Below are 12,139 nucleotides of genomic sequence, written 5' to 3' on the forward strand. Positions count from 1 at the left end.
CAAGACATTGTGAGCGCCTACAGAACCAACGACGGCAACGAGGGCAAGAAGCTCTTACAATCAGTCATCGACGATCTGACGACAAATCTGCCGACAGGACTGGTCGAGCTCAAGCGGTTAGGACGGACTCTGAAGCGTCGAGCTGCTGATGTCCTGGCGTTCTTCACCCGACCGGGAACGTCGAACGGGCCAACTGAAGCCATCAACGGCAGGCTCGAACACCTACGGGGCTCAGCACTGGGATTCCGCAACCTCACGCACTACATCGCGAGATGTCTGCTCAACTCCGGCGGCTTCAGACCGGTTCTACACTCTCAATTACGATGAGCCGGTTTATCCGGTGGATCAGGCCTCGAGGTAGACGGAGATGAGGGCGAACAGCGCAGGGGGCTGGACGGCGAAGGTGATGATGTCGGGGGCCTCGCGCAGAGCGAAGTATCCCAGGGCGGATCCGACCAGGATTGGGTTGGTGAAGCTCAGCGCCATCAGGATTTGTGTGCCGGCTCGGCGCAGGGTGGCGACGGCGGCAAAGCCCTCCGGGAGATCGGCGGGAACCTGTCCGAGGGCCAGGACGATCCCGGCCGCCAGGTGCAGGGCCCCGGCGCAGCGTCTTCTCCGAGACCCTGACGACCTCTGCGGCCAGTGCCAGGACGGAGGCGAATTCCTGCATCGTGGGCGGTGGTTCGGGTGCGCAAGCAGCCGCGTCCGAGCTGGCTTTCACACTCCGGAGTACGAGTGCAGGCCGCTGAAGTAGATGTTGACGACGGCGAAGTTGAATACGACCGAGGCGAAGCCGGTGAGGTTGAGCACGGCGACTCTGGTCGGTCCCCACCCGCGGGTGGCGCGGGCGTGGAGGTAGGCCGCGTAGACGACCCACACGACGAAGGTCCAGATTTCCTTGGTGTCCCAGCCCCAGTAGCGTCCCCAGGCGAGTTCGGCCCAGATGGCGCCGGCGATCAGGGTGAAGGTCCAGGTGATGAAGCCGACTGCGGCGATGCGGTAGGAGACCTGCTCGATGTTCTCGCTGGAGGGCACGCGGTCCATGAAGCGCAGCCATCTGGGTGTCGTGCGCTGCTCGGTGGCCGCCTTGATGATCTGGAACGCGGCCAGCGCCGCGGAGATGGACAGCAGTGCCGTCGACAGGATCGCGATGGGCACGTGGATGTAGATCCAGTAGTTCTGCAGCGCCGGCACCAGCTGCGCGGCGGGCGTGTAGAACACCGTGATGCACAGGCCCAGGGTCACGAGCACTGCCCCGGAGACGAAGGTGCCGAGGTACCGAAGATCGCGGTATTTCAGCGCCGCGAGGTAGAGGATGACGGCCAGCGCTGAGGTGGTCAGCGCGTACTCCATCATGTTGCCCCAGGGGCCGCGCATCACGGATAGGGCGCGGGTGGCCACCGCCGCCGCGTGGAGCACCAGCGCCAGTGTTGTCAGCGAGGTCCCGACCCGGGCCAGTCGCCTGCTCCGGCCCGTGCTCGGGTCGGCATTGCCCGCCTCTTCGCCATGTCGATCGGCAGGCGAACCCGACCGAGGATCGTCGTCTTCCAGTACGGCGACGGAACCGGTCCGGCGGGTGGTCCGCCGAACCCGGCTGCTGGCGGCTAGCTCCTGCGCCGACTGCCGCTGTCGGACGGCGGACTTGAGCGTCCGGCCGCCGAAGAGGTCGAAGGCGTAGGTGATGAAGGCGATCGCGTAGACCGCCATCGCCGAGTAGATCAGCAGATTCGACCACGTGGCCAGCTCGATGTTGACGTCCATTTCAGTGTCCCTTCGCCGGTCGTTCCGGGTTGCGTGCTCCGTGATGAAGTTCTGCTGCCAGTTCGCGGGCGGCGTGCTCGACCCGTGGATCCTCACCGCGGGCCAGCGCTGCTACCTCGACCTCGCCGCCGTTCGTGCGGACCCACATCCGGCGCCGCGGCACGAACAGGGACAGACCCAGTCCGACCATCAGCAGGATGGAGAATACCAGCATCAGCCCCTGCGTGGGATCATGGCGGATGTCGACGGCCATGAACCGGTCGATGCCCTCCAGGGTCACGCTGCCCAAACCGTCCGGCAGCTGCACCGTTTCACCCGGTGTCAGCTCGAGCGTGATCGGGTTGCCGGCGGCATCGGTGACCGCGGTCATGTTGTCGGCGTCCAGATCGTAGACCGACTGCGGCACCCCGGTGTCGAGCCCCAGATCTCCCCGGTAAGCGCTCATCACGACGTACGGGTTGCGCAGCTCGGCGAACCGTGAAATCAGCTCACCGTCGTCATTGAGTCCTGCGGTGGGAAGCAGGAAGCCGACGAACCCGAGCTGGTCCGGCTGCGCGTCGGGCACCGTGAGCACTCCCCGCGATCCGTACCCCGAGGCCTCGGGCTGGGGCAGGAACACGACCGGCCCGGAGAAGGTCACGGTGCCCTGGGCGTCCTTAACGGTGAAGACCGGGGCATAGCCGTTGCCGGTGAGATAGATTCCGGTGCCGCCGATCCGGATCGGCTGATTGACCTCCAGCCGGTGCCGGATCTCCTGCCCCTCGTAGAACTCCGTGATGTCGGCTTCGAACGTGCGAGGCTGACCGAACTGATTGCCGGTCGCCTGGTCATCAAAGCTCGACTCGAAGGAGTTGAGCCGGATCCGGAAGTCGTCGAGCCGGTCGGCGTCGAAGTAGGTGCCCGGCTCGAAGGAGTCGTAGGCGACGAGCGAATTGGCGAAGGTGTCGCCCTCGACGAGCACCCGCTGTCCGGAGTAGCCGAACAGGGAGCCGATCGCCATCGTGATGACCAGTGCCAGCAGCGAGGCGTGGAAGACCAGATTGCCGGTCTCCCGCAGGTAGCCGCGCTCGGCGGCGATGTGGTCGCCCGCCCGGACCGTCCGGTAGCCCTGCTTCTTGAAGCGGGTTTCGGCCCGGTCGAGGAGTTCCTCACCGCTTGTTCGGGGGGCGAGCTCGAAGGTCTGGTAGCCCGGCATCCGGGACAGCCTGCGGGGGGCTTTCGGGGGCGCCTGCCGCATCGCCCGCCAGTGCTGGGCGGTGCGCGGCAGGACGCAGCCGACAAGCGAGATCATGAGCAGGATGTAGACGCTGGAGAACCAGACGGAGGAGTAGACGTCGAACAGCTGCAGGCGGTCGAGGAACTCGCCCCAGGAGCCGTTCTCCTCAATGAAGGTGTTGACGCGGATGGGATCCTGGATCCGCTGCGGCAGCAGCGATCCGGGGATCGCGGCCAGGGCCAGGATCAGCAGCAGGATGAGTGCCGCCCGCATGGTGGTCAGCTGCCGCCAGGCCCAGCGCAGCATCCCGACGAAGCCGATGCTGGCGGGCGCCGCCTTGGCCGCACGCGCTGGCTTGCTGGAAGGCGCCGGCTTCCGTCCCTCATGCTGATCCGGGAAGGTCTTCATCAACGTCTCGTTCGCTTCTTCTCGTCTCATGCCCTGCTACCTCAGATGACCGTCTCGAACCGCCGCTCAGCCTCTGCAGCGAGCGACGACCAGCCGCATCCGTCTGCCCGCGTCGGTACAGGGCTCTCTGCGCGGCGTCGGAACGGGTAACGTGCTTTCACAAGGTTCGACGATGATGGCGAGGGACCATCGACCTTCGTCCCTTCAGCGTTGCCTGCTGCGTCAAGGTTCCGGTCGACCGGAATCTGCCGAGGCGATGATCCTCTCTCGTCCGAGGCACAATAGTCAGCACACACTGGACCATACAGCATGCAGTGACCGATGCGCATGCGTTGAAGGTCCCGTTGACTCCTGCGGGAGATGTCAACCGCAGTGTTTCGGGTTCAGCTGATGTGTGGAGCATGGAATGCCGCAGGCCGTTCACCGAGACGAGCCCCGATGCAGGTCCGGGCACGGAGAGTCTTTCAGTGCCCCTCAATAGCCATGGTCCCGCTCAGGACACCACCGATCACCTTTCGTGGCGTGAAAGAGTGCTGCTGTCCTCGGCCAGGCTGGTGGCGGCGGATTTCATCGCATCGGTCATGAGGGTCAGCGCCTCGAAGCTGATGTTGTCGAGGTCATCACCTGACGCGTGGTAGTTGGGGTCGCGCGGCTGTCCGGAGGCACCGCCAAAGAGGGCGGCTTCCCTCGTGGACTTCTTCTCGTTGCTGCCGGTGAACAGGCCGGCCACGGCGACATCCTCCTCGACGAACGGCACTTGATCGGAGTCGAAGTCCCAATGGGTGGTCACCCAGGGCTGGCCGCGGGAGCCGAAATAGTCCGTGAAGACGTTCATGATCTCGGTCGAACCGTCGGGCACTTCGAGTTCGGGGTCCGATTCCCGCGCGTCGTAGAGTCCGATGACATAGTTCGGTGAGGCAACCATGTCGATGTTGATATAGGCGATGATGTTGTCGAGTTCGCCGGTGGCTGGCTCCGCCAAATTCTCAACGTAATGCCTGGAACCGGGGGTGGCGGGAAACTCCTCTGCTCCCCACCATGCGAACCGCACTTTGTTGCTGATCGCATCCTGCCCGCCGAGCTCCTTGGCCGTTTCCAGCAATGCCGCGACGCCTGCGGCATTGTCACTGATCGCCGGACTGTCCGGCATCCCATCAAGGTGGGCACCGAGCATGATGACATTGTCGTCGCTGCCGCCCTCGGTCTCGGCGATAATGCTGAAAGTCTCAGTCTCCTCGCCATGGCTGTCGAAGGTGAAGTACTGGCGGGTGCTTTGATACCCGGCGCCCTCGAGCTGCTGTTCGACATACTGGGCCGCGGCCTCGTACCCGGGTGTGCCGGCGGCACGGTCGCCGTGTTCATCGGCAAGTGCTTGAAACTCCGCCACATGCTCATAAAGAGGGGGGCCCTGCGCCTGCAGTCCCGAATCGTCCGACCGCTGGCTGACCAGGACGAACGCCACCAAGAGGGCGGTCGCACCGAGTGCTGCGAGAATGACTGCGATTCCTCGGTGCCGGCTCAGATCCATTACAGTCGTATATCACTGTAGTGTCGCAGCCGCAATAGCTTCAGTTTCAGTGCCGGGGCCCGGTCTGCGGGCTCGTCGCGGCGGTGCTTCCTCCCACTCGATCTGCTGGAGGCCCGTGATGCAGGTGGCACAGTCTTCGGTGGTGCACAAACGGTGTGGTGCCGGAGCTGTCGTGTGCTGCGGTGATGCTTTCACCGAGGCGCAGAGGCCCAACGCCCTGTCGATGACTGTGCAGAGGAGGCTTGACGCCGTGCTCGGCCGGTGGTGAGCTGGTGGGCCGAGCTCGCAGTTGCTCCGGACGTTGCCGCGCTGGTCGTGAACCCGGGACCCACGGCCTGACGCGACGCCGGGAAGGTGGCTGCTCGAAGTGGCAAGGAGCGCGCATGACCGAAAGCCGACTCTGGCTGCTGTGCGATGCCCGTGCCACCCACCGGCAGGGCAGGGTGGCGATCGCCCAGCGGCAGCACGAGCGATTTGCCGGGATGGTTACCTTCGCGCGTGCCCGGTCACCCTTCTACCGCCGGTTGTACCAGCACCTGCCCGAGCACGTCACGGACCCGACGATGCTGCCGGTCACGAGCAAGGCCGAGCTGATGTCCCACTTCGATGACTGGGTGACCGACCGGGAGGCCACCCTGTCCGCCGCGCGGGCATTCGTCGGGGATCCCGCCTTGGTGGGCGAGAAGTTCCGCGGCCGCTACACGGTGGGGACAACCTCCGGAACCACCGGCACCCGGGGCATCTTCCTGCTGGACGAGCGGTCCCTCGCGGTGACTACCGCCCTGCTGGCGCGGTTGCTCAGTGCTTGGCTCACCCCTGCCGATCTGCTTCGCATCATTGCCCGCGGCGGGCGCGTTGCCATGATCACCGCCACCGGGGGCCACTACGCCTCCGCGGCCGCGGCTGCCGCGCTGCGCAGGAACCGGTTTGGCCGCAGCCGGATCGGGGTGTTCGGCGTGCATACGCCCATGACGCAGCTGGTCTCTGGGCTCAACCGCCTCCGTCCGGCCATTCTTGCCCCGTACGCCACGATGGGCGCGCTGCTGGCCGCTGAGCAGCGCGCCGGCCGCCTGCACATCGATCCGGCGTTGGTGGTCTTGTCCGCCGAGGGCCTTCCCGCAGGGGAGCACGACACGATCTCCGCCGCGTTCGGCGCCAAGGTCCGCCAGGGCTACGCCGCCACCGAGTGCCCCTTCCTCACCTACAGCTGCCAGTACGGGTGGCTCCACGTCAACAGCGACTGGGTTCTCCTCGAGCCGGTCGACGCCGCTCACCGCCCGCTCCCCCCGGGTCAGACGTCGCACACCACCTTGCTCAGCAACCTCGCGAACAGGGTCCAGCCGATCCTGCGTTACGACCTCGGCGACGTCGTCTTCGTCCGGCCTGATCCCTGCCCGTGCGGCGACCCGCTGCCCGCTATCCGGGTGCAGGGCCGCACCGCTGACCTGCTCGCTTTTCACACCCCCGCCGGCGCGTCGGTGACGCTCCCGTCGCTGACCATCACTTCGCTGCTCGACCGCGTTCCCGGCGTGGAGCTGTTCCAGCTCGTGCACACCGCTCCTGCCCACCTCGAGGTCCGTCTGCAACCCGCCGCCGGGACCGACCCGGAGCACGTCCGGCAGATGGTGCACGCAGAGATCCGGCGCCTGCTGGGGGACCACGGACTCGACCACGTCATCGTGGCCCGCGGCGAGGGACCACCCCAGCCAACTCCGGGGGGCAAGTTCCGCGCGGTGATCCCGCTGCGCTGACCGGCTACGAAGCGTCCGTCCTGTCCCGGCGGGGCGGGTCCCGCGCATAACCTGTGACGGTTAGCGAGAAGGGGCGGCGAGCCGCAGCTTTTCCTTGGCGGCTCCGAGCGTCTTTGATCCTGTCCCTGAAGTGCCGGGAGTCAGAGCCCGAACGCGCCACCCTCAACGAGGATGAATACCCCGAGACCGATCAAGACGATCGGGAACAGCACGTGCTCCCAGCGTTCGAGCACCTCGGCGATCGGCCGGCGAGTCGCAACGAACTTCGCCAGCACGACGAGCACCGCGACGAGAGCGAGGAACACGACGCAGTACGCGATGACGGCGGCCGGTCCCACGCTGAGGAAGACTGGAACATACACGCCGATGTTGTCCCCGCCGTTGGCGAAGGTGACAGCGGCGACGGTCAGCACGGCGACGTTCTTACCACTGACCTTCGCCTCATCATCATCGTCGTCGTCTCCGCGCCACGCTTGCCAGGCCGCCCACACGCCGAGGAGCAACGGGATGAGCCCGAAGTAGGGAATGGCTTGCGGGGGCAGGAACGCATCCGCTCCCAACGTGACGAGCACGGCGGCGGCCAGGATGCCGCCGAACCCGAGATACTGCCCGGCCAAGATCCGGGCCGTTGTGCCCCGCTGGCCCGCACCGCGGGCGAAGAACAGCGAGAGCACGATGATGTCGTCGATGTTGGTGACAATGAACAGGCCGATCGCCTGCAACACGGATGACAGGATCATGCGCCCGCCTCCACCTTGCAGCACTTTGGCACGGAGCACGCAGGGTCAATGCAGCCGGCCCCCTGGTCGACCGCCAAAGTTGTTTCCAGCAACGCAGTCAGCGCGCGGGCCAGGTGCGGGTCAGCGATCTCGTACCGGGTTTTCCTGCCTTCCGGTTCTGCCACCACGATGCCGCAGTCCCGCAGGCACGCCAGGTGATTGGAGACATTCGACCGCGACAGGCCCAGCTCTCGGCTCATCACCGCCGGATGGTTCGGCCCCTCAAGCAGCATCAGCAGGATGCGGGAGCGCGTCGGGTCAGCCATGGCACGGCCTAGGCGGTTCATCACGTCAAGATGATTGGTAATGGTCAGCACTCGATGAACTGTACATTGTTCGCTGAACACGACGCAACTTGCCCGCTCAGTGGAGAACTGCTGCCCGCCGAGGTTTTGTATCCGGTCCTTGGGTGCAGGTTTACGCGTGATGCTGACCACCAGATAGTTGATTTGCCCTCATGGGACTAATCTCGGCTTCAACCCCGCTGGTGCGCCAAGAGGAGGGTCATGCCGAGGATGTCCGCCGTGGAAGCCTCATTCTGTCGCAGCCGACCGTGGCGCCTTCTGGCACGGCGAATGGTCCCCTGGGTGACTCAGGGCTTGCCTGTCGCCGGCAACGTGCTCGAGATCGGTGGGGGTAGCGGAGCGATGGCCGAAGCGATCGCTCGGGTCCACCCCCAGGTGCACCTCACCACGACCGACGCCGACCCCGCGATGGTCAAGGCTGCGCAGCGGCGCCTCGCCCGACTCCCCACTGCTCAAGCGCGCCGAGCCGATGCCACCCGACTGCCGTTCAATGACCAGTCGTTCGACATGGTCCTGAGCTTCCTCATGCTCCATCACGTGATCGAGTGGGAACACGCGGTGACGGAGGCGGCGCGGGTCCTGCGACCCGGCGGGTCCTTCGTGGGATACGACCTGCTTGCCTCACGGTTGGCATCCCTGGTGCACGTGGCCGACCGTTCTGCGCACCGACTCATCGAACCCGCAACCTTCGAACCGGTCCTGGCACAGGCTGGCCTCGGCCCGCTCCGCGTCCGGGTCTCCTTCGGCGGTCGGGTCCTGCGCTTCATCGCTCAGAAGCCAGACATAGTCCAGGACGATCCTGGCAGCGACAAGGACGCGCCCGCGTCGAAAAGCCATGGGTAACCCAGTGGCTGCGAGGAGACGGCTCCGAGCGGCCTGGGTGGGCACGAAACAAGGTCATCAAGCCCGACCCCTGTACCGGGCGGGCGCGCCCCCGGAATCGGAACCGCTCAAGCGCTCTGCGCGTCTGCTGCTAGCGCGACCGGCAGGATGCGCCTTAGGATCTGCCGGCTCAACCACATCCCAGCAATCCCTCGCAACTGCTTCGTCATTGTGTGAGGCGCACCCCGTCGACGACAGCCAGGTGAACCTATACACAGCGCTGAGCTAGTGGCAGCCGATCTAGTTCAGGACGTGTTCCCGTCCCTCATGCCGGACGCAGGCTCCCGCAGCATCCCGAGGACCAGTCCCGCCACCCCGACGGTGACGAAGACGTCGGCCGCGTTGAAGGTGGGGAACCAGCCGGTGTGCAGGTAATCCACCACGCCGGCCCCGCCCAGTCGATCTACAAAGTTCCCCAGGGCCCCGCCCAGCAGCAGGACCGCTCCGCCTCGGGCCACTGTGCCCATAACACGGACGTTCGCCAGCAAATACCACACCAATCCGGCGAGGACCAGCCCGGTCCCGGCGATCACCATCCAGGCGGGTAAGGACGCCCCGAGGCTGAAAGCCACCCCCGGATTGTAAAAGACGCGCAAGCTGATCCAGCCCAGATCGACTACCTGCCCGGCGGGTAACGCGGTCTGAGCCAGGACCTTGAGCCCCAGATCCACCAGTGCCAGGATCCCCGCCCCGCCCAACAGCCCGACCACCTCGCGAGGCCGGAGCCGTGCAGATGTAGTGGTCACCGGCTGATCAGGCATGTCGAGACCAGACGGTGGGGCGCCAATCCGTGGCCGGCCGGCGCCTGGGCACCCGTACCCGGCAGCGGCGAGGCTGCCGCAACGGCCAACGCAGGCCCAAACCTGTCCCATCACTCTTTATCGTCACCCTCAGATGCTACCGGTGCAGGCCATTGTCTCTCTGTGAGGAGCAGGACGGACTGGGCCCCACCCCCTGATACGACCACCTTCCGAACGGCCCGCCCGGTGCGCTCACCGCCGCCAGCGACTAGGTCCACCGCTCCAAGCCCGCAGGACCGTCGGATTTGAAGAGCTTAAGAATGACGAGGAATCCCATAGGTAATGTTGGGCAGATGGATATGACATGTGCGGATTGCGGATGTGTGGTCAACCGAGGCGTAGTCGTGCGCGCCTGCGGCCGATATCCCGATTGCTGCTGCCGGGACTTGTCTCTCGCCGGGGACAGCAGCGCTCCGCGAGACGAGTAGTCCCGATTCACGGAACCTCCTTGCTCCGCCCCCTGACGCCGGTAGACGAGCGAAGCTTTCCCGATTCCTTCGGAGAGCCTTCGGGGCGGAGGCTGGCGCTATGCGGGCGGGCTGTCCTGGTTGAGGGCAGGCTCACTGCTTTGCGTGGAAGTCGAAATGCAGGGTCGGGTAGGCGTAGACATCCGCGACGGTCATCACGGGGGTGAAGAAGGGGTCCCAGCGGGTTGGAAACGCCATGTGCAGGGCCAGCGATCGCTGGGATTCGTTCTCCAGACTGGTGCCGAGGGCGGCGGTGACCCGGCGTAGCTTGCTCGCCATGCGGTGACGGTTGCACGCGGGCTGCGGCCCGGGACCCCAGTAGTTGACACTGTCGAATGGACGGGCGCCCGCGTTGAGGAGACGCGCGAATGCGGGGTTGAGAGCGGGCGGAAGATGGCCGAAGATCTTGACCAAGGGCAACAGGTTTCGGACCACCATATAGCCGAACACCATATGGAACAGCAGTTCCTCGTTGCTCCAACCGGTGCCGGCACTGCGCCGGCGCAGGTCAGCATCCCCAGCCCGGGCCAGGGCGTCTTCTAACTCGGCGCAAGCTCGACGGTATCCGTCCGTGATTGCAGAGCGGTCCACGGTCGCCCACTTTCGGTCGGGCACCGACTCCCGGCTTCCCTCGGCCCCATCGTCACCCACGTCCCTGCCGCGGTCAATGGTCGAATAGTGGAGGCGGCGCAGTCGTGTGACCGGGTGGGGTGTCAGAGCTGACGCTTCAAACTCTCCACGGCGGAAGGCATAGGGCATGTCAAATCGGGTATACCCTTTTTGACACTCCGAACCTCCGCTCTTTTTGAGCCCTCAGCACTAGTGGGTGCTTCGCATATACCGTCTGGGGTATATTGGCCGCGTGGGTATCGCAGTACGGCGCGGCCGCGCACAATCACGCAACCACATGATGCATTGGGCACAACCCCAAGAAGGCACGCTGACCTATGTGGCACTTGGCGACTCGGCAGGCGTTGGCGTCGGAGTGGATGACCCCGCCCGAGGCCATGTCGGCGTGATCGCCAAACGACTTACGGAGGTCACCGGTGAGACAGTCCGGGTCGTGAATCTATCGACCTATGGGGCAAGAGCCAAGAATGTACTGGACGCGCAGCTACCAAAGCTTGCTGAGGTCACGGCACCGGATTTCGTGACCTGCGTGATCGGTAGCAACGATGTGGCCTGGGCACCAGCTTTCAAGACTGACGACTTCGCACGCGATATGACAGCGGTCGCTTCGAAACTGCCCCAGGGAGCGGTGATGGGTCTGGTGCCGAATTTCCTGCACTGGCCATACGACCGCCGCGCAATTAGAGCGAACCACGCGATACGACAAGCAGCCAGCCTGCACGGTCACGCCATTGCTGACATTGATACTGCAACCAAAGCACTGTCGCTTCGCGAGTATCTGGCGACGTTCTCGGGCGACTACTTTCACCCCAACGCGACGGGCCACGCCCTGTGGGCTGATGCAATCTGGGAACAGCTCGCCGATCAGCTCACTGCTTCTGCCTCATAATGGGCAGCTCGCATGACATCCGGGTCTGCTGGAATCGCGTTCGCTCACCGGATGTCATGCGAGCTGCAGGTCGGTGATGCAGGTGGCACCGTCGTCAGTGGTGGTGAAGTCCGAGGTGCCCGTCCGGCCGTCATGGCTGATCTCGATGGTGCCGTTGATGTCGCTGGGCACCCAGAAGCCGACGAACCCGTTGTCGAAGGTGGTGATCTGTTCATCGACCACGGTTTCACCGGTGGTGCTGTCGGTGATTTGGACGTCGATGGTTTCGTTGCTGAGCTCGCCCTGGCAGGTGGTCAGGCTGTGGTAGAAGCAGTCGTGTGTCTGCTCGACGTAGGGGGCGATCGACAGGTAGGACAGGTTCTGCGGCAGGTCCAGGGTCACTTCCTGCCTGTTGTCGGTCAGCACCAGCTCATCGGGATAGACCGATGCGATCAGATCTGCTGGCCTGTCGGCGATTTCGAGCTGGTCCAGATGATCGATGATCTCGACGGCATCCATGCTTTCGAGATCGAAAGTGGCAAGGAGCTCCGCCTGCGAGCCGGCGCCGGGTGCTGGTTGGGAGTCTGCTGCCGGGGCGCATCCTGCCAGCACCAGCGAGAGAGCGGCTGTCATGATTGCTGTTCGTTTCACTTTCATCTCCTTGTCGTTCGGGCGGGTGCCCGAGGGTCAGCATGCACAGCAGTGACGGCTGCGCGGGGGTGGTCTCGCTGAGTGGTCAGGGGG

13 protein-coding genes are annotated in these 12,139 nt (G+C 65.0%); 4 read left to right on the forward strand and 9 right to left on the reverse strand.

Annotated features, from left to right (window positions below):
- Positions 1–327, forward strand: a 327-nt coding sequence (locus tag B4E96_RS03815; RefSeq protein WP_286956449.1) for a transposase, incomplete at its 5' end; no start/stop codon positions are given.
- Between the two features lie 18 nt (positions 328–345).
- Here the strand turns inward: B4E96_RS03815 and B4E96_RS03820 are convergent.
- From B4E96_RS03820 to B4E96_RS03835, 4 genes are all read right to left on the reverse strand, one after another.
- A complete protein-coding gene (locus tag B4E96_RS03820; protein WP_217006721.1) occupies positions 346–486 on the reverse strand; it encodes a hypothetical protein in 141 nt (46 codons plus the stop codon).
- Between the two features lie 231 nt (positions 487–717).
- Entirely contained in the window at positions 718–1,761 is a 1,044-nt protein-coding gene (ccsB, locus tag B4E96_RS03825) for a c-type cytochrome biogenesis protein CcsB (RefSeq protein ID WP_217006720.1), read from the reverse strand.
- 1 nt (position 1,762) lies between these two features.
- A complete protein-coding gene (resB, locus tag B4E96_RS03830) occupies positions 1,763–3,415 on the reverse strand; it encodes a cytochrome c biogenesis protein ResB (protein ID WP_286956451.1) in 1,653 nt (550 codons plus the stop codon).
- 478 nt (positions 3,416–3,893) lie between these two features.
- A complete protein-coding gene (locus B4E96_RS03835) occupies positions 3,894–4,913 on the reverse strand; it encodes a M28 family peptidase (RefSeq protein ID WP_259877453.1) in 1,020 nt (339 codons plus the stop codon).
- A gap of 383 nt (positions 4,914–5,296) precedes the next feature.
- Between B4E96_RS03835 and B4E96_RS03840 the strand changes: the two genes are divergently transcribed.
- Positions 5,297–6,664, forward strand: coding sequence for a phenylacetate--CoA ligase family protein (locus B4E96_RS03840; RefSeq protein ID WP_259877454.1), 1,368 nt, complete (start codon positions 5,297–5,299; stop codon positions 6,662–6,664).
- A 140-nt stretch (positions 6,665–6,804) separates the two neighbouring features.
- Here B4E96_RS03840 and B4E96_RS03845 read toward each other — a convergent pair whose 3' ends face one another.
- Positions 6,805–7,404: a cadmium resistance transporter gene (locus tag B4E96_RS03845; protein ID WP_259877455.1), complete on the reverse strand. Its 600-nt coding sequence runs from the start codon at positions 7,402–7,404 to the stop codon at positions 6,805–6,807.
- The gene (gene cmtR / locus B4E96_RS03850) at positions 7,401–7,760 is read right to left on the reverse strand and encodes a Cd(II)/Pb(II)-sensing metalloregulatory transcriptional regulator CmtR (protein ID WP_217006716.1); all 360 of its coding nucleotides are present in this window, start codon (positions 7,758–7,760) and stop codon (positions 7,401–7,403) included. Before cmtR ends, B4E96_RS03845 begins: the two co-directional genes overlap by 4 nt.
- Positions 7,761–7,958: 198 nt before the next feature.
- Between cmtR and B4E96_RS03855 the strand changes: the two genes are divergently transcribed.
- Positions 7,959–8,591, forward strand: a complete 633-nt coding sequence (locus B4E96_RS03855) for a class I SAM-dependent methyltransferase (RefSeq protein ID WP_259877456.1) — start codon at positions 7,959–7,961, stop codon at positions 8,589–8,591.
- A 284-nt stretch (positions 8,592–8,875) separates the two neighbouring features.
- Here B4E96_RS03855 and lspA read toward each other — a convergent pair whose 3' ends face one another.
- Complete coding sequence (gene lspA / locus B4E96_RS03860) at positions 8,876–9,391, reverse strand: signal peptidase II (RefSeq protein ID WP_217006714.1); 516 nt, start codon at positions 9,389–9,391, stop codon at positions 8,876–8,878.
- A gap of 599 nt (positions 9,392–9,990) precedes the next feature.
- Positions 9,991–10,656: a DinB family protein gene (locus B4E96_RS03865; protein ID WP_254221129.1), complete on the reverse strand. Its 666-nt coding sequence runs from the start codon at positions 10,654–10,656 to the stop codon at positions 9,991–9,993.
- A 103-nt stretch (positions 10,657–10,759) separates the two neighbouring features.
- Between B4E96_RS03865 and B4E96_RS03870 the strand changes: the two genes are divergently transcribed.
- Positions 10,760–11,416 carry an SGNH/GDSL hydrolase family protein gene (locus B4E96_RS03870; RefSeq protein ID WP_286956455.1) on the forward strand — a complete coding sequence of 219 codons (657 nt, stop codon included), beginning with the start codon at positions 10,760–10,762 and terminating at the stop codon, positions 11,414–11,416.
- 54 nt (positions 11,417–11,470) lie between these two features.
- Here B4E96_RS03870 and B4E96_RS03875 read toward each other — a convergent pair whose 3' ends face one another.
- A complete protein-coding gene (locus B4E96_RS03875) occupies positions 11,471–12,052 on the reverse strand; it encodes a CueP family metal-binding protein (protein ID WP_414632664.1) in 582 nt (193 codons plus the stop codon).
- Between the last annotated feature and the right edge of the window lie 87 nt (positions 12,053–12,139).

It is taken from the genome of Brevibacterium sp. UBA7493 (genome assembly GCF_002479565.1).
GTDB lineage: Bacteria > Actinomycetota > Actinomycetes > Actinomycetales > Brevibacteriaceae > Brevibacterium > Brevibacterium luteolum.

Bases quoted from the DNA above. Each gene is read 5' to 3' on its own strand.
- B4E96_RS03855 (WP_259877456.1), top strand. From the start codon at position 7,959: ATGTCCGCCGTGGAAGCCTCATTCTGTCGCAGCCGACCGTGGCGCCTT.
- B4E96_RS03840 (WP_259877454.1), top strand. From the start codon at position 5,297: ATGACCGAAAGCCGACTCTGGCTGCTGTGCGATGCCCGTGCCACCCAC.
- B4E96_RS03835 (WP_259877453.1), bottom strand. From the start codon at position 4,913: ATGGATCTGAGCCGGCACCGAGGAATCGCAGTCATTCTCGCAGCACTC.
- B4E96_RS03845 (WP_259877455.1), bottom strand. From the start codon at position 7,404: ATGATCCTGTCATCCGTGTTGCAGGCGATCGGCCTGTTCATTGTCACC.
- B4E96_RS03865 (WP_254221129.1), bottom strand. From the start codon at position 10,656: ATGCCCTATGCCTTCCGCCGTGGAGAGTTTGAAGCGTCAGCTCTGACA.
- ccsB (WP_217006720.1), bottom strand. From the start codon at position 1,761: ATGGACGTCAACATCGAGCTGGCCACGTGGTCGAATCTGCTGATCTAC.
- lspA (WP_217006714.1), bottom strand. From the start codon at position 9,391: ATGCCTGATCAGCCGGTGACCACTACATCTGCACGGCTCCGGCCTCGC.
- B4E96_RS03875 (WP_414632664.1), bottom strand. From the start codon at position 12,052: ATGAAAGTGAAACGAACAGCAATCATGACAGCCGCTCTCTCGCTGGTG.
- resB (WP_286956451.1), bottom strand. From the start codon at position 3,415: ATGAGACGAGAAGAAGCGAACGAGACGTTGATGAAGACCTTCCCGGAT.
- B4E96_RS03820 (WP_217006721.1), bottom strand. From the start codon at position 486: ATGGCGCTGAGCTTCACCAACCCAATCCTGGTCGGATCCGCCCTGGGA.